Origin of the sequence: Bacteroides ovatus (assembly GCF_001314995.1) — a bacterium.
Taxonomy (GTDB): domain Bacteria; phylum Bacteroidota; class Bacteroidia; order Bacteroidales; family Bacteroidaceae; genus Bacteroides; species Bacteroides ovatus.
The window spans coordinates 775,145-800,414 of the sequence record NZ_CP012938.1; the positions used below are offsets into that span (position 1 = coordinate 775,145).

The window sequence follows — 25,270 nt, forward strand, 5'->3', positions numbered from 1 at the left end:
AATGAGAATTATTTTATTTTTATTAGTAGGTTGGTACACTATCGGGAATATACAAGCACAAATCAAGGAGCCTGTAAAGTTCAAAAATGAGTTGAAAATGACCTCTGAAACGGAAGCGGAAATCGTGTTTACCGCTTCGATAGAGAAAGGATGGCATGTATACTCGACTGGACTAGGGGATGATGGGCCTATTTCCGCTACTTTCAACATCAATGCGAGTAGTCATGTAGAAACAGTGGGTAAATTACAACCTGTTGGAAAAGAAATCAGCATCTATGATAAGATGTTCGAGATGAACGTGCGTTATTTTGAAGATACGGTACAGTTTATCCAAAAAGTGAGATTTACAGGAAATGATTACTTTATAGAAGGGTTTCTGGAGTTTGGGGCTTGTAATGATGAGAGCTGTTTACCTCCGACTCAAATTCCTTTTCAATATGGGAAAAAAGCAGAAGCAGATATAGCAGTTGCAAAAGAAGAGGAAGAGAGGCCGGCAAATGTGCTAGAGAAGCAATCGGAAAGTGATCTTTGGAAGCCGGTTATTAATGAACTGCAAGAGTTGGGGGAAGAACATTCTCAAGAGGATAAATCTTGGCTGTATGTCTTTGTCACCGGATTTCTTGGCGGTTTATTGGCTTTGTTTACTCCTTGTGTATGGCCGATTATTCCTATGACTGTGAGTTTCTTCCTGAAAAGAAACAAAGACAAGAAGAAAGGGATTCGGGATGCATGGACTTATGGTGCTTCGATTGTGGTGATTTATGTAACACTGGGATTAGCAATTACTTTAATATTTGGTGCTAGTGCATTGAACGCTTTATCAACGAATGCCGTATTCAATATTCTTTTTTTCTTGATGCTGATTATTTTTGCTGCTTCTTTCTTTGGGGCATTTGAACTTACTTTGCCTTCTAAATGGAGTAATGCTGTGGATAGCAAAGCGGAAGCGACGAGTGGGCTGCTAAGTATTTTTCTGATGGCATTTACGTTATCTCTGGTGTCTTTCTCTTGTACAGGGCCGATTATCGGCTTTCTGCTCGTACAGGTTTCTACAACTGGTAGCGTGATTGCTCCTGCTATCGGAATGTTAGGCTTTGCCATCGCTTTGGCTTTACCATTCACACTGTTTGCTCTTTTTCCTTCGTGGCTGAAATCAATGCCTAAGTCAGGAGGGTGGATGAATGTAATTAAAGTGACATTGGGCTTTCTGGAACTGGCTTTTGCCTTGAAATTCTTGTCGGTTGCGGATTTAGCTTATGGCTGGAGAATTTTGGATAGGGAAACCTTCCTTGCATTATGGATTGTGATTTTCGGACTGATGGGGTTATATCTGTTAGGAAAGATCAAGTTTCCGCATGACGGTGATGAAAGTAGGGTAGGCGTAGCCCGCTTCTTTCTTGCACTTGTCTCTTTAGCGTTTGCTGTGTATATGATCCCCGGACTTTGGGGAGCACCTTTGAAAGCTGTCAGTGCATTTGCTCCTCCTGTGATGACACAGGACTTTAATCTATATTCGAATGAGGTTCACCCCAGATTCAAGGACTATGATATTGGGATGGAGTATGCACGGCAACAGGGAATGCCTGTGATGGTCGACTTTACCGGATATGGTTGTGTGAATTGTCGTAAGATGGAGGCGGCAGTATGGACAGATAGTAAGGTAGGCGGTATCATCAATGATAAATATGTGCTTATCTCTTTGTATGTAGATGATAAGACTCCATTGAATGAGCCGCTCAAAGTAACGGAAAATGGAACGGAACGTACCTTACGCTCGGTAGGGGATAAATGGAGCTATCTGCAACGTGTGAAGTTTGGAGCAAATGCACAGCCTTTTTATGTATTGCTGGATAATGAAGGTTATCCGTTGAATAAGTCGTATGCATATAATGAAGATATTACTTCTTATATTGAGTTTTTACAGAAAGGATTGGAACATTACGTAAAATGAATTTAGTCATTGATTCTCTTTTTAACCTGGACTTGTGATCGATAGGATTAGAAAAGGAATTTGTTTTTAGGTAGTGGGACCGGCATACAAAGCGTGACTTTGTTTGCCGGTCTTTTTTATGCTCCCTTGTCCCTCTGCTTGTCGCTTTTTTCCAGGTATTGGGTTGATTATTTGCTATAAATACTGTTTGTAGGCTCTGTAGTGCCGATAATCGCTTGTCGTTTCATGTCCGTTGAATATGTCGCATCTTTGCATTGTTAACGTTAGCGAAGTAATTATTAAACAGTATTCATTTAAAAAAAGAAAAGTATTATGGCAATTAGATTTAAAAGAGTTCAACGTCTGTGTGATCCGACCAACAAAGAGGCAGGAAAGAAAGTGTATCCGGTGATTTCTTATCAATATGATACGAGCGCTACACTGGATGAGTTTGCAAAAGAAATCTCTTCTACTTCCGGTGTAAGTGAGGGTGAAACAATTAGTGTATTGAAAGATTTTCGTACACTTCTACGTAAGACATTACTTTCGGGCCGTTCAGTGAACATTAAGGGATTGGGTTACTTTTTCCTTTCAGCTCAAAGCAAAGGAACGGAAAAGGCAGAAGACTTTACTGTATCCGACATCAGTGGTCTGCGGGTTTGTTTTCGTGCGAATTCGGATATCCGTCTCTTTACGGGAACTTCGACGCGTTCGGATGGATTGAAGTTTAAGGATTTGGATCATATCAACGACTCAAGTATCATCGACGGTGATTCAGGCGAAGGAGGCGAAGCACCGGATCCTGACGGAGGTGCAGGAGGTAATGGTGAAGCACCCGATCCGGCAGCTTGATAAACGGAAAGTCGGGAATTAGCGATTTTGTATGGAATGGGGCTTCGGCCTCATTCTTTCTTTATAACTACATAAATAGATCAATATGCAAATAACTACAATCCTTGCTTTTATTACTGCTATGGGTGGTTTGGAAGCGGTGAAATGGATGGTGAGATATATCTCTTGCCGGAAAACGGATGCACGGAAAGAAGAGGCAGACGTGAGCAGTCTGGAAGAAGAAAATCGTCGTAAAAAGGTGGATTGGCTGGAAGATCGCCTGGCACAGCGGGACGAGAAAATAGACGGGCTTTATATCGAGCTTCGCAAGGAGCAGGAAGAGAAGATCGACTGGATACATAAATGCCATGAGGTGGAGTTGGCACAGAAAGAGTCGGAGGTGAAAAAGTGTGAGATCAGAGGGTGTGTGAAGCGCATTCCTCCTTCGGAATATTAATGAGGTTAGTTGATAAAAATAAAATGTCATGAGAAAGATAGATTCTATTATAGTGCATTGCTCGGCTACAAAAGCCGGACAGGATTTTACCGCCGCAGATATTGACCGTTGGCACCGGGAACGTGGGTTCAATGGTATCGGTTATCATTATGTTATCCGTCTGGACGGAAGACTGGAGAAAGGAAGGGAGATTGATTTGGCAGGAGCGCATTGTAAAGGTTGGAATGAGCGAAGTGTCGGGATCTGTTATATCGGGGGACTGGATGAGAACGGACATCCGGCAGATACCCGGACAAATGCTCAAAAACGTGTACTTTATCAAGTAATAATGGATTTGCAACGGCAATATGCTATTCTTCAGGTATTGGGACACCGGGATACTTCGCCGGATTTGAATGGAGACGGGGTGATCGAACCTTATGAATATGTGAAAGCGTGTCCTTGTTTTGATGTGAGGGAGTTTATGAAGAGTGGGAGGGAGCTGCTGTTTGTTTTATTGCTGATTCTTGTTCTTCCGGGGGTGTTGTCGGGATGCAGGAGTAAGAAGGAAGTTATCAGTAGAAGCAATGAGGTGCAGATGGATTCAAGTTCTTCCGGGCATTCTTCCCATGTGGCTTCGTATGATGTTAATCAGGAAAAGAAGATGCTGGAACGGATGGAGGAGTCTACCGAACAAATATTGGTAGTATTGGGGAAAGATACTGCGACAGGGGATTTCTCTTCCACCTGTTTTATTTCAGGTAGCAGAAAGACGGTGAATAAGGTTTTTGAAAAGAAAGAGAGGATAGATGAGAAAGAAGATACTCAAATATCATCTTTCATCGACACGAATCATCACAAAGTGGTTTGTGAGGAGGAAGAGAATAGCTTATATTATAGGAAAAATATAAGTTGGATGCTAATAATTAGTATATCGGCATTGATGTTACTTTACTTTATTTATAAAAAGAGGAGAATTCTTTTTTGAGGATTTGCATAGAAATATATAGAATAATACTATCTTTGTAGAGGTATATCGGGCTTAATGGAGTGATTGTTCAATAATATTCATATTCATCATCGGGATATACAATGAGAATGAGGGCGAAATTTTTTATTGTGATAATTGGAATTGTGTAGCCCTAAATGTGCGAATAACGTAAAAGTGGTAGCTTTTGAGTTTGAATTTTGCATATATTGAAACAGGCTATTTATAATATTTGCTATTAGTCTTGTTTGTAAACAGATATTGCTCTCTTAGACATGAATATAATTTGCCGTATTTGTGATTATACGGACCTTTGCAGAAGGTAACTAACAAACAATATTAGGGATTAATGATTATATATAATAGTCGATTAGCAAAATGTCTTCTCGATAAAAAGAAACATTCTTTTATGATTTTTGGGTGCTACTTTACCCGTTATAAGCAATTAGAATTTTGGGAGGAAATGGAAAATCGGATTCATGTAAGGCAATACACGGAATGCTTTTTGCCTACATTGGTGCCGGCAGTAGGGGTATCGCTGTGGATATCATGGTGGTTTATGTTGATACCTTTGTCCGCATATCATTTCCTGTATTGGGTGGAACGGATGTTCCGGAATCACTCCATTTTCGACTGGGAAGCGTCGATACATTGTGGAGATTCACTTTATCTAAGGAAAAGAAAATCTTATGCCTGGATAAAAAAATATGGTAAAAGAAAGCTGCCATCGTCAAGATGGGCTGACTAAGATAAAGATCCCTCGTGGATCGGCTGCCTGTGAAGGTCGCTCTATTGTTTGTTTTGTTTGTGTTTTGGTGCACCTTTATTCTGTTGAAGAATAAGGTGCACTCTTTTTATGGTTATATCATAGATTAAATATATCTTTGAAGAAAAAAGAAGATGGGTGAAAAGGCTTCAATGTGGAATCTCTGGCACGGCTGTCACAAATTGAGTGAGGGCTGTCGGCATTGTTATGTGTACCGGACGGATGGTAAATATGGAAAAGACAGTTCGGTGGTGACAAAGACGGAGAAGTTTGATTTACCTTTGCTTCGAAAAAAGAACGGTACGTATAAGATACCTTCGGGAAATCTGGTATATACCTGTTTTACTTCGGATTTTCTGATAGAAGATGCCGACGAATGGCGTGCCGAAGCATGGGAGATGATACGGATACGGCAGGACTTGCATTTCCTCTTTATCACCAAACGAATCGATCGATTACAACAGTGTCTGCCTCCGGATTGGGGTGATGGGTATGAGAACGTAACAATCTGCTGCACAATGGAGAATCAGGATAGGGTGGATTATCGTCTACCTATTTATAGAGAAATTCCTATTAAACATAAAATTATTATCTGCGAGCCGCTTCTTAGCCGGATTGATTTTAGAGGTGAGTTAGGGGATTGGGTGGAACAGGTGGTTGCCGGAGGAGAGTCGGGAAAGGAAGCCCGAATGTGTGACTACGAGTGGGTGCTGGATATCCGGCAGCAATGTATAGATGCGAATGTCGGCTTTTGGTTCAAGCAGACTGGGAGTTATTTGCTGAAAGAGGGACATGAATACAAAATTGCCCGACAGTTTCAACATTCGCAGGCGAGGAAGGCAGGATTGAATTATACGCCTGATAAACAAGAAATAAAAGGTTAGTTTAGATATTTTTTACTGAAAGCGAGGGTTGCTTGGCAATCTTCGCTTTTTTGTTTTATTGAGTACAAAATACGGATAATCACGTCTTTTTATAAAGATATTGTGTAAATTTTAAATTATCCATATTAATGAAACAGATAAAACTGTTACTTCTTTTAGCTTCCGCCTCCGTTACGGGAGCACTTGCGCAAAGCAATGGATTGACGGATATGAGTCAGAGCCGTTTTGCGAAGATGGCGAATACCGGAATCAGTGCCGTACATTGGACAGATGGATTCTGGGGAGATCGCTTTCAGGTATTTAGCCGGACTTCCCTGCAAAGTATGTGGAACACTTGGAACACGCCGGAGATCTCTCACGGTTTCCGTAATTTTGAGATTGCTGCCGGTGTGTGCAAGGGTGAACATTGGGGACCTCCGTTCCATGACGGAGATATGTATAAGTGGATGGAAGGAGTGGCTTCTGTCTATGCTGTCAACAAAGATCCGGAACTGGATAAGTTAATGGATAACTTTATTGCTTGTGTCGTAAAAGCCCAACGTGCAGATGGTTATATACATACACCTGTTGTTATCGAAGAACTGAATAAAGGGATTGACTCCCATGCATTAGGGGATCAGTATAAACAAACGGTCATTGGAACGAAAGTAGGTGATGAGAATGAAAAAGGAGCTTTTGCCAATCGGTTGAACTTTGAGACATATAACCTGGGACACCTGATGATGGCGGGTATTGTGCATCGTCGTGCCACCGGAAAGACTACTCTTTTTGATGCTGCCGTAAAAACAACGGATTTTCTTTGCCACTTTTACGAAACGGCTTCTGCCGAACTGGCTCGTAATGCCATTTGCCCTTCACATTATATGGGAGTGGTCGAAATGTATCGTGCCACAGGAAATCCCCGTTATCTGGAACTTTCGAAGAACCTGATTGATATTCGCGGTATGGTGGAAAACGGAACGGATGATAATCAGGATCGTATTCCTTTCCGCGACCAGTATCGTGCAATGGGGCATGCCGTACGTGCAAATTATCTGTATGCAGGAGTAGCAGATGTATATGCAGAAATCGGTGAGCAGCAATTAATGAAGAATCTGACTAGTATCTGGAATGATATCGTAACCCGGAAAATGTACGTGACCGGAGCTTGCGGTGCTCTTTATGATGGTACATCGCCCGATGGAACGTGTTATGAGCCGGATAGTATTCAGAAAGTGCATCAGAGTTATGGACGTCCTTATCAGTTGCCGAATAGCACTGCGCATAATGAAACGTGTGCCAATATCGGAAATATGCTTTTCAACTGGCGTATGCTGGAAGTGACAGGGGATGCGAAATATGCTGATCTTGTAGAGACTTGTCTTTATAATAGTGTATTGAGCGGTATCAGTCTGGATGGAAAGAAATATTTCTATACCAATCCGCTTCGTATCAGTGCCGATCTTCCTTACACGCTTCGTTGGCCGAAGGAACGGACGGAATATATCAGTTGTTTCTGCTGCCCGCCGAATACATTGCGTACATTGTGTCAGGCACAGAATTACGCCTACACATTGAGTCCGGAAGGCATTTACTGTAACTTGTATGGTGCAAACACGCTGACTACGACTTGGAAAGACAAAGGAGAGCTGGCATTAACACAAGAGACGGATTATCCCTGGGAAGGAAAGGTACGTGTAACGTTGGATAGAGTTCCTCGTAAGGCAGGTGCTTTCTCGCTCTTCTTACGTATTCCTGAATGGTGCGAAAAGGCTACGCTCGCAGTGAATGGACAGCCGCTGCAAACCAATGCAAAGGCAAATTCGTATGCGGAAGTAAATCGTACATGGAAGAAGGGGGATGTAGTGGAGCTGGTGATGGATATGCCTGTCCGTTTGCTCGAAGCTCATCCGTTAGCAGAGGAGATTCGTAATCAGGTGGTCGTGAAGCGCGGGCCGTTGGTTTACTGTCTGGAAAGTATGGATATTGCAAACGGGGAAAAGATTGATAATGTATTGATTCCCGCTGATATAAAACTAACTCCGAAAAAAATCACAATTGAAGGCAGTCCGATTGTTGCACTTGAAGGAATGGCACGTCTGGCATCTGCAACTTCGTGGGAAGGAGTGCTTTACCGGCCGGTTGTTCAGGCTGAAAAGACAGTAAATATCCGCTTGATTCCTTATTATGCCTGGGGAAACAGAGGAAAGGGAGAAATGACTGTATGGATGCCTCTTGCCAGATAGTCCGGATTGTTTAGTATACAGAAATGAAAAAAAACATGAAAAAGTTATTTGTAACGGCTATATGTATCTTGTGCAGTCACTGGCTATTGGCTGGTGAGATATGGATTTCTCCCAAGGGCAGTGACTTCAACGACGGAACTCGTCAATCTCCTAAAGCCACGCTGACTTCTGCCTTGCGACAAGCACGAGAATGGCGCAGGACAGAGGATAACCGTATTCAAGGTGGAATCACAATCTATATGGAAGGTGGAACGTATGCCTTCCATGAACCGGTTTTTATCCGTCCGGAAGATAGCGGAACCAAGGAATCGCCCACAGTCATTCGTTCGGTAGGCGATGAAAAGGTGATATTGAGTGGGGGAATCAGCATAAATGGCTGGAAGAAGCAAGGGAAAGTTTGGGTAGCAGATGTCCCGGCATTTAATGGACGTCCATTGGATTTCCGCCAGTTGTGGGTGAATGGAAAAAAGGCAGTTCGTGCCCGTGATGTGGAAGATTTCGAAAAGATGAATCGCATTTGCAGTGTGGATGAGAAGAATGAAATTCTTTATGTACCTGCAGTTTCCATTCGCAGACTTATTGATAATAAAGGGAATTTGAAAGCTAAATATGCCGAGATGGTATTACATCAGATGTGGTGTGTTGCCAATCTTCGGATTCGTTCAGTTGAAGTGCAGGGAGATAGTGCGGCAATACGTTTTCATCAACCGGAAAGCCGGATTCAGTTTGAGCATCCCTGGCCGCGTCCGATGGTGACGACGAACGGACATAATTCTGCTTTCTATCTGACAAATGCTCGTGAATTACAGGATGTACCTGGAGAATGGTATCATGATATAGATGCCCGTAAAGTATATTATTATCCACGGGAAGGAGAGAAGATGCAGGAGGCGGAAGTGATCGTGCCTGCTGTTGAGACATTAGTACGGGTGGAAGGAACTTTGGATCGCCCTGTGTGTCATATTCGTTTTGAGAAAATTACTTTTTCCTATACTACGTGGATGCGTCCGTCAGAAAAAGGACATGTACCTCTTCAGGCAGGTATGTATCTGACAGATGGTTACCGGATTGATCCGAAAATGCAACGGAACTACTTGAATCATCCGTTGGATAACCAAGGATGGTTGGGACGTCCCGCAGCTGCTGTTCGTGTGGTTGCTGCAAGGCAGATTGATTTCGAGCGGTGCCGATTCGAACATTTAGGCTCAACCGGATTGGATTATGAAGAAGCGGTGCAAGGCGGTGTTGTTCGTGGCTGTCTCTTCCGCGATATTGCCGGAAATGGTCTGTTAGTCGGCAGTTTTTCTCCGGCTGCTCATGAGACGCATTTGCCATACGATCCTGCTGATCGTCGGGAAGTATGCACACAGCAACAAATCAATAATTGCTATTTCACGGAAATAGGCAATGAAGATTGGGGATGCCTTGCCATTGCTGCGGGATATGTAGGGGACGTCAATATCGAGCATAATGAAATCAGCGAAGTGCCTTATAGTGGCATTAGTCTTGGTTGGGGATGGACGCAAACTGTGAATTGTATGCGTAATAACAGAGTACATGCCAATCTGATTCATCATTATGCGAAACACATGTATGATGTGGCAGGTATTTACACACTCGGTTCGCAGCCGAAAAGTTATGTAACGGAGAATTGCGTGCATAGTATTTATAAACCGGGGTATGTACACGATCCTAATCACTGGTTCTATCTTTATACGGATGAAGGTTCTTCCTTTATTACTGTACGTGATAATTGGACAGAAGGAGAGAAGTATCTGCAAAATGCCAATGGCCCGGGAAATGTATGGGAGAACAATGGCCCGAAGGTGGATAATGTTATTCGTGAACGTGCGGGAGTGGAAGCAGCGTATAAGGATCTGCTGAATTATTAATAGCAGCCGATAAATAATCTTATTGTAAGATATGCTTCGTTCCACCATGGTGGAACTAAACGTCAACCACTGTGGAACGAATTATTTCTTATGATTCAGTTTGTTAGTAATAGAAAGAAAAATGAAAAAGAAATATATGATATTGCTTAGTGCCTTGTCTTTGGCAAGCAGCACATTTGCCCAGACTTGGATATGGTATCCGGGAGACTACGAAATCTGGTTGGGAAATCAAATGAATAACCGTCGTACGGAACGAGGTGCATTTTTCCCTCCTTTTTGGAAAACGGACAGTCATTATGTTGTCGTAGAATTCAGCAAGCAACTGAATCTTTCCGAGCCGGAAGAAATCTTTATTGCTGCCGAAGGAAAGTACAACGTCAAACTGGATGGAAAGCTCCAGTTCGGTATGCCGGAAACCATGTTGCTTCCGGCCGGAAAACATAATCTGAACATCAAAGTCTGGAATCAGGCAACTCCTCCCACTATTTATGTGAAGGGAAAAACGGTGAATTCAGACTCTTCCTGGCGTGTGACTTACGAAGATAAAGAATGGATTGACGAGAGCGGAAAAGCCAGTGACACATCTGCCACTATCTATATGGATGCCGGATGCTGGAACTTTGACGGAGCTACCCAACGTCCTTCACAATTCAGTCTGATGCGTGAACCGCAGCAACCTGTTACGAAGTCAGAACAGTCTGAAGGAGGTATTCTTTATGATTTTGGAAAAGAAACATTCGGATTCATCACATTGAAGAATCTTTCCGGAAAAGGAAAAATAGAAATTTATTATGGTGAAAGCCCGGAAGAAGCAAAAGATAAAGCATATTGCGAAACATTGGACAAACTCTTGCTCGAACCGGGACAAGTGACCGACCTTGCTATCCGCAGCACTTCTCCCTTGAGTAATTCTGAAAACGAATATACATTGGAGAACAGTAAAGCCTTTCGCTATGTCTATGTAACTCACGAGCCGGGTGTACAGATTGGAGAAGTCTCCATGCAATATGAATATCTTCCTGAAGAATACCGCGGAAGTTTCCGTTGTAATGATGAAGAATTGAATCGTATTTGGGAAGTTGGCGCATACACCATGCATCTCACTACCCGCGAATTCTTCATTGACGGTATCAAACGTGACCGTTGGGTATGGAGTGGCGATGCCATCCAAAGTTATTTGATGAATTATTATCTTTTCTTTGATAACGAGTCTGTCAAACGTACAATTTGGTTACTTCGTGGCAAGGATCCTGTAACCAGCCACAGTAATACAATCATGGACTATACTTTCTACTGGTTTCTTAGTGTATATGACTATTATATGTATAGTGGCGACCGCCATTTTGTCAACCAACTATATCCACGTATGCAAACAATGATGGATTATGTGTTGGGACGTACCAATAAGAATGGCATGGTAGAAGGAATGACGGGCGACTGGGTATTTGTGGACTGGGCAGACGGCTATCTGGATAAGAAAGGCGAACTCTCTTTTGAGCAAGTTTTATTTTGCAGAAGTCTGGAAACGATGGCTTTGTGTGCAGAATTGGTTGGAGACACTAATAGCAAACAAAAATACGAAAAATTAGCTGTCGCTTTGAAAGCAAAACTAGAACCCACCTTTTGGAATAACCAGAAACAGGCATTTGTACATAACTGTGTCAACGGTCAGCAAAGTGATGCAGTCACCCGCTATGCAAATATGTTTTCTGTATTCTTTCAATATTTGAACGCAGATAAGCAGCAAGCCATCAAGAACTCTGTTCTTCTGAATGACAGTATTCTGAAAATAACAACTCCCTATATGCGTTTTTACGAACTGGAAGCACTTTGTGCTCTTGGCGAACAGGATGCTGTAATGAAAGAAATGAAAGCCTATTGGGGAGGAATGTTGAAGGAAGGTGCTACCTCCTTCTGGGAAAAATATAACCCGGAAGAAATCGGAACGCAACATCTTGCCATGTATGGCCGTCCTTATGGCAAGAGTTTGTGCCATGCCTGGGGAGCGAGTCCTATCTACCTGTTGGGCAAATATTATCTGGGAGTGAAACCTGTAAAAGAAGGATATAAAGAGTTTGCTATTACTCCTGTGTTGGGAGGATTGAAATGGATGGAAGGCACTGTCCCCACTCCAAATGGCAATATCCATGTCTATATGAACAGCAAAACGATGAAAGTGAAAGCAACAGAAGGGAAAGGCTATCTAACCATCAAAAGCCGTCGTCCACCTAAAGCAAATATCGGAACACCGGAAAAAGTGTCGGAAGGAGTATGGCGGCTCTGGATTGATTCACCCGAAGAAAGAATTGTTACCTATCATTTATAATACATTGTTAATTAGTTAGTGGAGTAGTCCTTGATTAACGGTTCCTCTTTTTAATGGGGGATTGTTAATCGGGGACTTTTTTCGTAAATACCTCTAGGTTTTCTAAGGAATTTGCTACATTTGCTCTTCATAAAGAGAGAAACATTTAGTTCTTTTGGAAACAAGTAAACAAAATCCGAAGAATGAAAAACAAGATTGACCAATATACTGATACAGATGATGAGAAACTCTTCGCCTTGATTGAACAAGGTGATGAAGGAGCTTTCACCCAAGCCTATGAAAGGTATCATAAACTATTATATGTATTAGCCTATCGTTATTTAATGAGTTCTGATATGGCAGAAGATGTAGTGCAACATGTCTTTAGCCGTTTGTGGGAATTTCGTTCAGAACTACGTGTGGGAATCAGCCTAAAGAACTATCTCTTTACGATGACAAAAAATCATGTCTTGAACTTGATTCGCAATGAAAACAGCGCGATTGCAAAGAACTATGAGATGGCACAAGCCGCTTCGCCTTACGAAGATAATCTGATAGAAAAACTGGAGAAAAAAGAGTTGATGTCCAGTTTTTATAAAGCAGTGGATATGCTTCCTGCGCAAAAACGGGATATTTGCTTGATGAAAGTACAGGAGGAACTGACAAATCAGGAAATTGCGGAACGGATGAATCTATCCGTAAATACTATCAAGACACATTATTCGGAAGCGTTGAAACTTCTCCGTATCCATCTAAGTAAGATGTTAATAATTGTTGCATTTACCACACTAATGACCTTTTTGAGTGTCCATTTAATAAAGTGATAAAAATGAATAGACCTACTGATAAACAAATAGAAGAAGTCCTGGCAGGAATTGCCAGCCCGGAAGATGCAAAATATGTGGCAGAGTGGTTTGCCACGGAAGAAGGTAGCGACTATCTTGAAGCTGCTATGACACAGGATTCCGAACTGATAAAAAATGAGTTTGCAGACTTGTATGTAGACCATGATATTCCTTCAAAGAAAATATTAGAACAGATACGGAAGAACATTCGCATCAAGAAATTGAAGCGTATCTGTTTCCGAGTTGCAGCCGTATTGATACCTGTTGTCTTGATTGTCGGACTTTATATGCAACTGAATTCAAAAGTCGACCTGTTCGGCACTTCCGAATATGAGGAAGTGGTGGTAGATAAAGGAGAACGCATACAAATCATGTTTCAGGACGGAACAAAAGTATATATCAATTCTGATTCGAAACTAAGATACCCGAAGAAGTTTGCTTTGAACACCCGGGAAGTTTATCTTGAAGGAGAAGCCTATTTCGTAGTAGCCAAAAATAAGAACCGTCCTTTTATAGTCAATTTAAGTGGACCGGCAATTCATGTATTGGGAACTTCTTTCAATGTACAGGATTACCCGGAGAATAAGGATATAGTAGTATGTCTGGATGAAGGAAATATTAATCTTACCCTTCCTACGGAAAAGAAATACCCGGTGCAACCCGGCGAAAGATTAGTGTACAACAAAGATAACCAGCAGTGCACCATTTCCAAAATGAACGATATGCAACGCCTATCGATGTGGAAACAGAATGTGATAGTATTTAAAGATACCCCGTTGCCGGAAGTCATTAAAATATTGAACCGCTGGTATAATGTAGAGTTTAAAGTCGAAGATGAAAACGTTTTGAAGTATGTCTATACATTGACTTCGGACAATACATTATTAGAGAAAGTATTAATGGATTTAGAGAAAATCGCTCCGGTGAAGTTTGAGTATAATGAAGATAAGAAAGAAGTGATAGTAAAAATGAAATAATATAATCATTAGAAATAAATGGGGTATATGAATAAAGAAGTGGATTTATCCGTATCTTGTTATGGAAAAGTAAAAGACAGGAAATATGATATTGTGATATTGCCGTGGGGAGCTACTGAACCTCATAATCTGCATTTGCCATATATGACAGATTGTATTCTTTCCCATGATGTAGCAGTTGATGCTGCATTGATAGCTAAACAGAAATATGGCGTGAACTGCATGGTTATGCCACCCATCGGCATGGGTTCACAAAATCCGGGACAACGGGAACTTCCCTTCTGTATCCATACGCGTTATGAAACACAGAAAGCAATACTGACTGATATTGTTTCTTCCCTTTATGTTCAAGGTATCCGAAAATTGGTTATTATCAACGGGCATGGAGGCAATACTTTTAAAAGTATGATTCGTGATTTGTCGGTAGACTATCCTGACTTCCTGATAGCATCGAGTGAATGGTACACCGTGTTAAAGGTAAAGGACTATTTTGAAAATCCGGGTGACCATGCAGATGAAGTCGAGACATCCGTAATGATGCACTATCACCCCGAATTAGTCAATCTTGAAGAAGCAGGGAATGGAGAATATAAAACTTTTGCCATACAATCTTTGAATGAAAAAGTAGCATGGATTCCCAGGAACTGGGGGAAAGTATCTAAAGATACCGGTGTTGGCGATCCACGTGGAGCTTCCGTAGAAAAAGGAAAGAAGTTTGCGGAAGCAGTCGCAGAGAAATATGCAAAGCTCTTTGACGAATTGGTGAATCAGGAACTTTACTAAATTACAAAAAATATAGTGACGCTATCCTTGCGTGATAGTGACGGTATCCGGTAAGTATAGCGTCACTATGTGAACAGGATACCGTCACTATCACAAAAGACTGTTTCTAGCGAATTGCCAAGAACACGAATCTATTGTTATAAGTCCTTCTGAAAATAAAATCCGGAAGGACTTTTCTTTTTATATCCCATTTTCCTACAAATAAAAACTAAACTATATCTTGCTGAAAACTAATGTATTATCATACGAAAATTTATTGGAAATAAAAAAACTTCAGAAAAAAACGTTTTTTCCCTCACCCGCTTCTTAATCTCGTGTGTCCACTAAATACAAAGAGATTAAGAACCTATTTATAACTTTAAACAAACTAAGTATGAAGAACAAAGTATTGCTTGTATTGTTATTGAGCTTTGCTGTAAGTCTTGCGGCGTCGGCTCAGAAAATAACAATGAATCTTCAACAAGTCAAGTTGGAGAAAGTCTTTTCGCTCATTACTAAACAGACAGGACTTACGGTAGCATATAGCCGTACGATTGTCAATCCCGAACGGATTGTTTCTGTCCAGGCAAAAGACAAAGACCTTTCTAAAGTATTGGATGATTTATTCGCAGGTACAAATGTAGCTTATGAAATTGGAGAGAAGAAAATATATTTGAAAGCAAAAGAAGCTCCCGTTACATCACAAGGGAGCCAAAAAACAAAGAAAATAACGGGAACCGTGACAGATACCAAAGGCGAACCAGTAATTGGTGCCAGTGTATTGGTGAAAGGAGCGGGGACGGGTACTGTGACAGACGTTGATGGTAACTTTACATTGGATGCTCCGACAGATGCTCTTCTGGCAGTCAGCTATATTGGTTATAAAACACAGGAAGTAAAGGTGGGGAATAAGAACTCATATTCTATCCAATTGCAGGACGATACGGAAGTACTGGATGAAGTCGTAGTAGTTGGTTACGGCGTGCAGAAGAAATCAAGCCTGACAGGTGCCGTTGCTTCCATCTCTTCTCAGGAAATCAGCAAACAGGTATCATCTAATGTTGCTTCAAGCTTACAGGGGCGTACACCGGGTGTAGACATCGTGCAGCAAGCTGGTGTTGCTGGGGCAGATGTAAACATCGTGATTCGCGGTGCCGCTTCTTTTGGCGCTACCGAACCTCTGTATGTCATTGATGGAGCATTCAGTAATGCCGGATTAAGCTCATTGAATCCCAATGATATTGAATCTATCGAAGTACTGAAAGACGGTGCGGCAGCCGCTATCTACGGTTCACGTGCCGCCAATGGGGTCGTTTTGATTACTACCAAGAAAGGAAAGTCCGGTAAGCCCGTCATTCAGATAGACGGTTCGTTCGCTTTCCAGAAAACGACTAATATTCCGGAGTTCCTCAATGCGTCGGAATGGAGAGAATTTGCCAATATGGTGGCAGATAACAGCGGCTTGCCTCATGCACCGGAGAATGACAATCCCACCAATCCGAACCTGAATACCGACTGGTCAAAAGAATGGATACAGTTTGCCCCAGTATGGAATCTGAATGCCAGTATCGCAGGTGGTGGAGACAACTCTACTTTCAGCACAAGCCTTGGTTATCTTGACCAAACCGGTATGACGATTTATTCGGATTATAAACGTTATAACTTCCGCCTAAATACCTCTTATAAAAAAGGACGTTTCTCATTTTCTGAAACCCTCGGACTGACGCATAAGGATAAAACTCCTACAACAGCTTTCAACATAGCTTTACCAACGTTACCTATTTATGATGAACAAGGACGGTTTACCTCCGGTGGCCCTGATTATTACATCAACCCCGAAGATGGCAAAGCGCAGAATAAGATAGCCCCGTTACATTATACAGACCAGTTTAATAAAGTGACGGATTTAATCGGCTCTTTGAACGCCCAACTGGATATTTGGGGCGGCTTAAAATACAAATTATCGTTAAGTGGAAATTATAGCAATAAGCATAATTACACCCATACCCCCGAGTACTATACAAAGTGGAACTCGGATGGAACTCCCGATAAAGATTACGGCAACACACGTAACAGTGTATCGGAAACAAGAGGTGAAGAGTTCACTTATACGATTGATAACTTGCTGACTTACAACAAGACATTCAACCGTCACTCAATAGACGCTTTATTAGGAACAAGCTGGATGAGAGAATACTATCGTTACATGACCAACTCTACCATTAACGATTTGGGAGGAACGGATATTACCGGATTCCAAAATGAAGATGGTAAGATTTCGGCGGGCGACAGTAATGCAGCATTGCTCTCTTTCTTCGCCCGTGTGAACTACGATTATGATAATAAATATCTGCTGTCCTTGAGTATCCGCCGGGATGAATCTTCCAAATTCCATAAAGACAATAGAGTAGGTTATTTCCCCTCTGTCTCCGCCGGATGGAATGTGCACCAGGAAAAATGGTTCCAAAATCCTGTAATGAGCAAATTGAAGATCAGAGCTAGCTACGGTGAGTTGGGTGCCAACTTCCTCAATCCTTATAATTTTGACGCGATAGCTTATGGACCTATTCCTTACACAGTAGGCGGTGAACGTTATGTGACAGGACGCGCAGCCTATCTGAAATCGAAAGACTTGAAATGGGAAACTGCCAAAACCACAGATATTGGTATCGAACTGGGCTTCTTCAACAACGACTTGACCTTGTCATTAGACTATTTCGTGAAAAAGAACGTAGATTTGTTGGCACAGATAGACTTGAACCTGTCTTCCGGGCAAATCTTTGAAATCAACAGTTCACGTGAAAAACCCTACGTTAATACAGCTTCCGTAAAAAACACAGGATGGGAGTTTATGATGAATTACAGGAAACAATTGACGAAAGACTTCCATATAGATGCAACATTCAATATCGCAACGTTGAAGAATAAAGTATTATCATTGGGAGAAAACGTGCAGCCGATTACTTCCGGAGCAATGTCCAGCTATTTTAATGATGCAGCTTCCATTACCATGCCGGGAGAAGCTATCGGTTCATTCTATGGCTATAAGATTGACGGTTTTGATGCGGAAGGAAATTTCATATTTGCGGATACGGACAAGAATGGAGTAGTCAATGCAAATGATAAAGTTATTCTGGGTAGCCCTATCCCTGACTTCACATACGGTTTGAACATCAACATGGAATACAAAGACTTTGATTTGACTGTCTTCTTTCAGGGAGTGCAGGGAAATGATATATTCAATCAGAAAAAGTACACCTATTATTTTGATTATTCCAATAATGTAGTCAAAGAGGCTATGAATGGATGGACGAAAACAAATAGGAATACAGGAATCCCTATTATGAAAACCCAAAACACTAGTGGCGGAAACTCCTTGCCGAGTGAATTTTATATTGAAGACGGTTCCTATTTACGTCTGAAAAACCTTCAGTTAGGCTATTCACTGCCTAAAAAGTGGTTGGAAGCAATCCGGTTCAATAAACTGCGTGTTTATGCAGGCGTACAAAATCTGTTTACGTTGACCCAATACTCCGGTTATGACCCGGAAGTTAGTTCAAATGTATTGTTCTCACGTGGCATTGACATCAGTTCATATCCTAATGCCCGGACATTCACTTTTGGTTTTAACGCTTCATTCTGATAACTAAAAATATGATTAATATGAAAAACTATAAGAAAGTATATGCCGCATTTATCTTGGCGGGCGGCTTGATATTACATGGATGCAACGGTATCTTTGATGACCTGGCAATTAATCCGAACCAGCCGAGTATGGGAGCTTATTTCACCAGTCCGTCCGCTGTTAATGACGCAGTGATGACCATGTACGGATATATGTCTACGCAACGCTGCCTGGGAGCTTCCGGCTCTAAAACAACGATAATCCGCTCCGACGAGGCATCGTCCAATTCGGATTATGGCAAACCGGGCATGTTTGGTGCCGACTTAAATGCCAGTTATTACACTATCGAGCAACCTTATACATTGATGTACACCACTGCTTCTCAAGCATCCTACATTATTGAAACCGCCCCGTCTGTTGATTTCAGCGGTAATGAGGAACTGCGGAACGCATACATGGGGGAAGCTTATTTCTGGAGGGCATTTGCGCATTATTACCTATTGATTAATTTCCGGAATATATCTCCCATCAGACAGATGCCACGCAATGGCGATGACTATGTCCGTCCTTTGGAAAAACCTGCTGCCGTATGGAATTTTATTCAAGAAGACCTGGCACATGCGAAAGAACTGTTGCCCGTGAAGGGATATTGGGACAGCAAGAATGCCGGTCGTGTGACAAAAGCTTCCGCAGCCGCCTTATTGGGAAAAGCTTACCTCTACCGTAGTGGAATCGAACAATATTATGGTGAAGACAAGACTACATTTTACAGTGAAGCTGCCAAAGAATTTGGTGATGTTATAGACGGAAAGTACGGAACTTATGACCTGACTAAAAATTATGCTGATAATTTTGATGTCGCTCATGAAAATAATGAAGAATCAATCCTTGAGTTTCAATTCTTAGGCGATGTCGATAATGCAGGATTCAATCCGGGGCTTGCCACTTCCGGTTTGGCGTTCGATTCACGTGGACTGATGTTACCGGGGGCGGGAGTAGGTTATGAAGGCGTAGTACATAACTGGCTTTATAACGCATTTGTGAATTCGGTAGACAAGGACGGTTATACGGATATCCGGATGTTCTCCACAATGATATTCAATGATTTGGATGCGAGCATTCATTTGAGAAATGATGCAGGCGGCAATCCTGTACGTCTGGAAGGTCCCGGCAGTTATAAATGGGAAGAACTTTATCCTGCAAAGAATGGAAAAGAAGGATTTGCTACCGTGTCCAATCCTTTGGCACATTCATTCAAAGCAGGTATAAGAAAAGGGATTGATTGTTCCATGCCTACACAAACGGAAGCAGACGGGACTCCTAAACTGGTCGGTGTAGGTGCAGGCGTTAAGGAGTATGTATATAATCAGCCCCGTGCCCATGGAGTGAATTGGCGCTATATCCGCTATGCCGATGTGTTGATGATGTATGCGGAAGCTATCGTTAGCGGTGGCACGCAAGCATCAAACATGACTCCCTTGCAGGCGGTAAATAAAGTACGCGGACGTGTCAACATGAGCGAACTCCCTTCGGTAACCATGACTGATATTCAGAATGAAAGAATCCTGGAATTTGCTTTGGAAGGGCATCGTTTCTATGATTTGCTCCGTTGGGGCAAGCTAGCCAGCCGTTTTACAGAGTTACAGGAATCCGATCCTAACTTCAAGAAGTTCATATCGGCAGATGACTTTAAAGGATTCGTCACCAATAAGCACGAATGGTTGCCGATTCCTATCAATGAAGTGAATTCTAACCCTTATATCACAGAAAATAATCCGGGATATTAACTAAGAAAGAATTAGCATGATAAATTTGAAAAATATTGCGGTACTACTGTTCAGTTTGGTAGTACCGGGGCTCGCTATTGCCCAAACAGAAGTACTTTACAATGGCATACACCTGCCTGAACAATGGCCACCCCGCTATGCGGAACCACAAAAAGCACAAGATATGCCGATACCCTATCTTGAACAAAAGCCGGGAGTAATTCCTGTAAATGTAGGACGGCAACTATTTGTTGATTCTTTTCTGATTGCAGAAACTAATTTGAATAGAGTGATTCATACTCCCCGGTTCTACGAAAGGAATCCGGTACTCGGACCTGATAAGGAATGGGAAAAGACAACCGAAGGCGGACTCTACGCTGCACCCTTCAGTGATGGGATCTGGTATGACGAAAAAGACGGGAAGTTCAAAATGTGGTACTTGGCAGGTGCAGGTGTTCTTCACAAAGGAGACAATCAGACCTTTTATACCGGATATGCCGAATCGGAAGACGGCAAGTACTGGACAAAACCTGTACTGGATATTTGGAACCAAACCAATATTGTAGATACCTGCAATCGTGACGCAGCTACTATTTGGCTGGACAAACAGGAGAAAGACCCGTCCAAACGGTACAAGATGTTCAATGTCGAACGCCGCCCCACCGACCGCAGATGGCAATTTATCTTGAAATACTCATCGGACGGGATTCATTGGGGAGAGGGAGTCGCCCAGTCCGGTGATTTATACGACCGTTCATCCGCATTCTACAATCCGTTCCGTGATGTGTGGGCATTGAGTATGCGTTACGGGACAACAGTTTCTTCCCGCTCACGCAGTTATTTGGAAAATAAAGACCCGGAAATGGCAGTAAGTTTCGCACATCGTATCCGAAAAGGAGTACCTGATAAGAATATGGTCTACTGGTTTACTCCGAGCGATAAAGAGCCGCGTCATCCGGAGTTTCCGGAAGTAGAACCGGGTATTTACAATTTTGATGCCATTGCTTATGAAAGCATTATGTTAGGATTGTACAGTGTATGGCAGGGACCGGAAAATGGAGTTTGTGCCAAACTAGGTATTCAGAAAAAGAATGAAATCTTTCTAGGGTATAGCCGTGACGGCTTCCATTTCTATCGTCCTTCTTTCAAGCCTTTCATGGCAGTGAATGAGACGGAAGGAGCATGGAACTGGGGAAATATGCAGTCTATCAATGGAGTGCCTTTGATAGTAGGAGATTCACTTTATTTCTATTCTAGCGGACGCCAAAGGAACAAGATTATGTGGGATAGCTATACATCTACCGGACTGGCTACTTTGCGCAGAGATGGTTTTGTCTCCATGCATGGAGATAAGGACGGCTATCTGCTGACGGAGAAGGTTCGTTTTGACGGCAAACATCTTTTTATCAATGCAGATGTAAAAGGTAGCTTGGCTGTAGAAATTCTGGATGAAAATGGAAAGCCATTAGAAGGATTCACACGGAAAGACTGTGTACCGATGAAGAAAACAGATAAAACAAAATTGTTGGTTACATGGAAGAAACACCAGAATATAGCATCACTTATCGGGAAGGCTGTCCGTTTGAAGTTCTACCTGGATAACGCTGATATATATGCATTTTGGATTTCTCCGTGGCAAACGGGCGAAAGCCGTGGATATACAAGCGGCGGCGGACCGGGACTGTCAACCTGTGGCATAGATGTTCCTGCAAACAAATAAAAGATAAATGACTATGAAACGTTTATTTTATACATTACTATTTTTCCTGCCTTGTATGCTGATAGCTTGCGGTGGCAGTGATGATACTCCGGATGGAGATAATAATCCCCCGGTAGTGGCTCCCCCTAGCGAAGAGCCAGTAGATTCACGGCTATTGTACAATGGTATTCGTCTGCCCGAACAGTGGCCGCCGGTACGTTCATCTTCGTCTGAACTGGAAAAAGGAATGTCACCTTTTTATCTGTCGGATAAACCTTCTGTTATTAATATCTCGGTAGGACGCCAGTTATTTGTAGACAATTTCCTGATAGAATCCACTAATCTGAAACGTACGTTCTATTATCCTGAATATTATTCAGGCAATCCGATACTGACACCAGAACAGGATTGGGAGAAAACTGGAACAAAAGGTGCGGCATTCGCCGCCCCTTTCAGCGACGGGGTATGGTATGACGAAAAGGAAGGAAAATACAAAATGTGGTACATGGCAGGTGGTGGCTCCTATGCAACTAGCGGAGCAGGAGTGACTTGTTATGCGGAATCAACGGACGGTATTCACTGGACAAAACCCACTCTTTCCGTTGTAGCCGGAACAAATATCGTTGACTATAACTCAGAACGTGACGCGTCTGTTATTTGGCTGGATAAACAGGAAAGTAATGCTTCGAAAAGATACAAGATGTTTTTAGTTGCCCGTGAATCCGGGAAATGGAGATACCATTACAAGACTTCCCCGGACGGCAAAGTCTGGCGTGCCGCAGTTCAATCGGAACCGATTGCCGACCGTTCAACAGTATATAAAAATCCTTTCAGAAACGTTTGGGTATATAGTATGCGGCATAATGTCCGGGTGGATGCGAATAAGCTGGTACGTGCGAGGGATTATAATGAAAACACCGATCCGGAAGCCGGAACAAAGAAAGCGGAAGCATTATTGAGTGCATTCTGGTTTGGTCCGTGGGCTAATGAGCAACACCATACAGACTATCCGAATATAGCGCCTGCGATATATAATCAGGATGCCACGCCTTATGAAAGCATTATGCTGGGATTCTTCTCCGTTTGGCAAGGGCCGGAAAATGATGTTTGTGCTTCGGACAACGTAATCAAGAGAAATCAAGTTATGGTAGGATATAGCCGTGACGGTTACAGTTGGTTCCGTGAGGATATGAATCCTTTCCATGCCGTAAATACGACCACCTCGGACGCATGGAATCAAGGTAACCTGCAATCCGTAGCCGGAGCACCGTTAATAGTAGGTGACAAACTCTATTTCTATCTGAGCGGTCGTCGTTTGAGAGGCACTCAAGAGATTACCACTACCGGGCTTGCCATGCTTCGTCGCGATGGATTTGCATCTATGAAAGGAACAGGAGAGTTGCAAACTTCCTTACTGAAATTTGACGGTTCGTACTTCTTTGTCAATGCCAATGTCACGGGAGAAATGAAAGTGGAACTTTTAGATCCCAATAATAAAGTAATCGAAGGATTCTCAAAAGATGAGTGCAAAGCCTTTAAAGGGGATAATGTAAAAGCGAAGATAGAATGGACAGGCAACGCTTCATTAGCCTCTTTGAAGAACAAACAACTGAAAGTGAAATTCTATATTGATAACGGTGAAATATTTGCTTTTTGGATTTCTCCTTCTGCGAATGGAGAGAGTATGGGATACACCGCTGGCGGAGGTCCCGGGTTGAATATTTCCGGAATAGATAAAACCAATTAAAAAATGAATACTATGAACAGATTAGCTTATTTATTATCATTGATTTGTATTCTTGCATTTTCTTCTTGCGAAGAGGATAAGGTATATTATCACACTGCGGCAAAGGCAGACTTTACCATTGGTGAGAATATGTACGAACTGGGACAGACCGCTGTTTTTAAAGATGCTTCCATACCCGATGAAGGAAGCCGGATAGTAGCATGGTTATGGGAGTTTGGCGATACAAAAAAAAACGTCTCGACGGAACAGAATCCAACTTTCGTTTATCCGTCGGACGGTACATTTACCATTAAACTGACGGTGACTGATGATAACGGCTTGAGCGCCACAGCCAAGAAAGACCTTACCATCTTGGATCCCGCTAAAGCAATCAATGTAATGTGGCAGAAAGAAATGGGCGGACCTATTGAAAGTACAGTCTCACCTGCATTGTCGGCTGATGGTAAAACGGTTTATATGATTACCGACCAGACTTCCACAGGAGCATTTGACGTGAAACTTTATGCTTATGATACGGAAAATGGGATACAAAAATGGGCATTTGACGTAACCGCCAACATGAATGAACTGAATCCGGGTGGTGGGGCAAGCATGGTATATGCAAGTCCGGCAGTAGGACCGAATGGAGATGTGTATATTGTGGTCCGCGATTTGAAGCCGGCTACCACTGAACATCCCCGTGCTTTATTCTTATTTGCCATAGGAAGCAATGGTAGTAGAAAATGGGCATACAAAGCTGCCGATTCTAATTTATATGCTGTTACTCCGGCTATTGACGCATCTGGTAATATCTACTTCGGACATAGAGGAAAGAAACTAATCGTATTAAGTCCTGCCGGTGATGTAGTCAAAGAAATAGCTTTAGATGTAGAAGTGTTGTCCGGTATGTCTCTGTCCAAAGACGGAACTGTCTATTTCGGCTCTTCCAAGAATACGGGGTATTTCGGTTATGATTTTGCTACCGGTACTCAAAAGTTTGTCTATCAGAAAGATTTGGGTGGTACAGCATTGAAAGGAAACTCGTACACAGTAGGAACAGACGGAACTATTTATACCGTAGCCGAACTGACATCAGGTGGCGCCATCATAGCTCTGAATCCTGACGGAACGGAAAAATGGGTGTACAAGACACCGGGAGCCATTGTTAACGGTGGTGTTGTGATTGGTACGGATGGAACACTTTATGCCAACGGTGGAAATACTGTTGCCGGTGAAGCTTCGGCAGGTGTTTTCGCTTTGAATTCGGACGGTTCTTTAAAATGGCATTATGCTACAACGGAGGACGTTAGCAACTGCGTGCCAATCATCGATAACAGAGGATATATCCACATCATTTCGGACAAAGCCATCTATTATATTGTGAAACAAGACGGTAGTTTGCTTGCATCCGCCGAATTAGGAGTTAAATGTACCTCCAGTCCGGTAATGGATTCAAGAGGATATTTATATATCGGCATAGAAGCTGTCGCAGGTGCATCTGATATGGTATGTATCTCATCTGGAGCTACTTCCTATGCAGCTTCTGCATGGCCGATGAAAGGCCAGAATCCGCAACGGACAGGTTTGCAAAAGTAAGTAGTTTAAAATGTAGA

The 25,270-nt window shown here is 42.4% G+C and carries 17 protein-coding genes; all 17 read left to right on the forward strand.

All coding sequences use genetic code 11. From position 1 onward, the window contains the following. Position 1: 1 nt before the first annotated feature. The 17 genes from Bovatus_RS03080 to Bovatus_RS03160 all read left to right on the forward strand — a co-directional run bounded on the left by Bovatus_RS03080 (position 2) and on the right by Bovatus_RS03160 (position 25,253). Positions 2–1,951 (forward strand): protein-disulfide reductase DsbD family protein, encoded by a 1,950-nt coding sequence (locus tag Bovatus_RS03080; protein ID WP_004296080.1) that lies wholly within the window; start codon positions 2–4, stop codon positions 1,949–1,951. Between the two features lie 312 nt (positions 1,952–2,263). After that, positions 2,264–2,782, forward strand: coding sequence for an HU family DNA-binding protein (locus Bovatus_RS03085; protein ID WP_004296078.1), 519 nt, complete (start codon positions 2,264–2,266; stop codon positions 2,780–2,782). A gap of 85 nt (positions 2,783–2,867) precedes the next feature. Then, entirely contained in the window at positions 2,868–3,218 is a 351-nt protein-coding gene (locus Bovatus_RS03090; protein ID WP_004296077.1) for a hypothetical protein, read from the forward strand. 28 nt (positions 3,219–3,246) lie between these two features. Next, positions 3,247–4,185, forward strand: coding sequence for an N-acetylmuramoyl-L-alanine amidase (locus Bovatus_RS03095; protein ID WP_004296076.1), 939 nt, complete (start codon positions 3,247–3,249; stop codon positions 4,183–4,185). Positions 4,186–4,534: 349 nt separating this feature from the next. Continuing rightward, entirely contained in the window at positions 4,535–4,933 is a 399-nt protein-coding gene (locus Bovatus_RS25615) for a hypothetical protein (protein ID WP_074558326.1), read from the forward strand. A gap of 152 nt (positions 4,934–5,085) precedes the next feature. Beyond that, complete coding sequence (locus Bovatus_RS03105; RefSeq protein ID WP_004296074.1) at positions 5,086–5,835, forward strand: DUF5131 family protein; 750 nt, start codon at positions 5,086–5,088, stop codon at positions 5,833–5,835. Positions 5,836–5,963: 128 nt separating this feature from the next. Continuing rightward, entirely contained in the window at positions 5,964–8,060 is a 2,097-nt protein-coding gene (locus tag Bovatus_RS03110; RefSeq protein WP_004296073.1) for an aceric acid hydrolase, read from the forward strand. Between the two features lie 35 nt (positions 8,061–8,095). After that, the gene (locus Bovatus_RS03115) at positions 8,096–9,952 is read left to right on the forward strand and encodes a right-handed parallel beta-helix repeat-containing protein (RefSeq protein WP_052587808.1); all 1,857 of its coding nucleotides are present in this window, start codon (positions 8,096–8,098) and stop codon (positions 9,950–9,952) included. A 121-nt stretch (positions 9,953–10,073) separates the two neighbouring features. Beyond that, entirely contained in the window at positions 10,074–12,278 is a 2,205-nt protein-coding gene (locus Bovatus_RS03120; protein WP_004296071.1) for an alpha-L-rhamnosidase-related protein, read from the forward strand. Positions 12,279–12,460: 182 nt separating this feature from the next. Continuing rightward, complete coding sequence (locus Bovatus_RS03125) at positions 12,461–13,081, forward strand: RNA polymerase sigma factor (protein ID WP_004296070.1); 621 nt, start codon at positions 12,461–12,463, stop codon at positions 13,079–13,081. A gap of 5 nt (positions 13,082–13,086) precedes the next feature. Continuing rightward, on the forward strand, positions 13,087–14,079 hold the full coding sequence (locus Bovatus_RS03130) for a FecR family protein (RefSeq protein WP_008640446.1): 993 nt from the start codon (positions 13,087–13,089) through the stop codon (positions 14,077–14,079). 27 nt (positions 14,080–14,106) lie between these two features. Beyond that, positions 14,107–14,862, forward strand: coding sequence for a creatininase family protein (locus tag Bovatus_RS03135; protein ID WP_052587824.1), 756 nt, complete (start codon positions 14,107–14,109; stop codon positions 14,860–14,862). 373 nt (positions 14,863–15,235) lie between these two features. Then, positions 15,236–18,484 (forward strand): TonB-dependent receptor, encoded by a 3,249-nt coding sequence (locus Bovatus_RS03140; RefSeq protein ID WP_052587807.1) that lies wholly within the window; start codon positions 15,236–15,238, stop codon positions 18,482–18,484. Between the two features lie 20 nt (positions 18,485–18,504). Further along, positions 18,505–20,253, forward strand: coding sequence for a RagB/SusD family nutrient uptake outer membrane protein (locus tag Bovatus_RS03145; RefSeq protein ID WP_052587823.1), 1,749 nt, complete (start codon positions 18,505–18,507; stop codon positions 20,251–20,253). Between the two features lie 16 nt (positions 20,254–20,269). Further along, positions 20,270–21,952, forward strand: a complete 1,683-nt coding sequence (locus tag Bovatus_RS03150; protein WP_004296065.1) for a hypothetical protein — start codon at positions 20,270–20,272, stop codon at positions 21,950–21,952. A 13-nt stretch (positions 21,953–21,965) separates the two neighbouring features. Then, a complete protein-coding gene (locus Bovatus_RS03155; RefSeq protein ID WP_052587806.1) occupies positions 21,966–23,678 on the forward strand; it encodes a glycoside hydrolase family protein in 1,713 nt (570 codons plus the stop codon). A 3-nt stretch (positions 23,679–23,681) separates the two neighbouring features. Beyond that, on the forward strand, positions 23,682–25,253 hold the full coding sequence (locus Bovatus_RS03160) for an outer membrane protein assembly factor BamB family protein (RefSeq protein ID WP_004296063.1): 1,572 nt from the start codon (positions 23,682–23,684) through the stop codon (positions 25,251–25,253). The last annotated feature ends 17 nt before the right edge of the window (positions 25,254–25,270 follow it).

What these genes read in the sequence shown, in the direction of transcription:
- Bovatus_RS03080 (WP_004296080.1), top strand. Translation starts at nt 2, where the DNA reads ATGAGAATTATTTTATTTTTATTAGTAGGTTGGTACACTATCGGGAAT.
- Bovatus_RS03085 (WP_004296078.1), top strand. Translation starts at nt 2,264, where the DNA reads ATGGCAATTAGATTTAAAAGAGTTCAACGTCTGTGTGATCCGACCAAC.
- Bovatus_RS03090 (WP_004296077.1), top strand. Translation starts at nt 2,868, where the DNA reads ATGCAAATAACTACAATCCTTGCTTTTATTACTGCTATGGGTGGTTTG.
- Bovatus_RS03095 (WP_004296076.1), top strand. Translation starts at nt 3,247, where the DNA reads ATGAGAAAGATAGATTCTATTATAGTGCATTGCTCGGCTACAAAAGCC.
- Bovatus_RS25615 (WP_074558326.1), top strand. Translation starts at nt 4,535, where the DNA reads ATGATTATATATAATAGTCGATTAGCAAAATGTCTTCTCGATAAAAAG.
- Bovatus_RS03105 (WP_004296074.1), top strand. Translation starts at nt 5,086, where the DNA reads ATGGGTGAAAAGGCTTCAATGTGGAATCTCTGGCACGGCTGTCACAAA.
- Bovatus_RS03110 (WP_004296073.1), top strand. Translation starts at nt 5,964, where the DNA reads ATGAAACAGATAAAACTGTTACTTCTTTTAGCTTCCGCCTCCGTTACG.
- Bovatus_RS03115 (WP_052587808.1), top strand. Translation starts at nt 8,096, where the DNA reads ATGAAAAAGTTATTTGTAACGGCTATATGTATCTTGTGCAGTCACTGG.
- Bovatus_RS03120 (WP_004296071.1), top strand. Translation starts at nt 10,074, where the DNA reads ATGAAAAAGAAATATATGATATTGCTTAGTGCCTTGTCTTTGGCAAGC.
- Bovatus_RS03125 (WP_004296070.1), top strand. Translation starts at nt 12,461, where the DNA reads ATGAAAAACAAGATTGACCAATATACTGATACAGATGATGAGAAACTC.
- Bovatus_RS03130 (WP_008640446.1), top strand. Translation starts at nt 13,087, where the DNA reads ATGAATAGACCTACTGATAAACAAATAGAAGAAGTCCTGGCAGGAATT.
- Bovatus_RS03135 (WP_052587824.1), top strand. Translation starts at nt 14,107, where the DNA reads ATGAATAAAGAAGTGGATTTATCCGTATCTTGTTATGGAAAAGTAAAA.
- Bovatus_RS03140 (WP_052587807.1), top strand. Translation starts at nt 15,236, where the DNA reads ATGAAGAACAAAGTATTGCTTGTATTGTTATTGAGCTTTGCTGTAAGT.
- Bovatus_RS03145 (WP_052587823.1), top strand. Translation starts at nt 18,505, where the DNA reads ATGAAAAACTATAAGAAAGTATATGCCGCATTTATCTTGGCGGGCGGC.
- Bovatus_RS03150 (WP_004296065.1), top strand. Translation starts at nt 20,270, where the DNA reads ATGATAAATTTGAAAAATATTGCGGTACTACTGTTCAGTTTGGTAGTA.
- Bovatus_RS03155 (WP_052587806.1), top strand. Translation starts at nt 21,966, where the DNA reads ATGAAACGTTTATTTTATACATTACTATTTTTCCTGCCTTGTATGCTG.
- Bovatus_RS03160 (WP_004296063.1), top strand. Translation starts at nt 23,682, where the DNA reads ATGAATACTATGAACAGATTAGCTTATTTATTATCATTGATTTGTATT.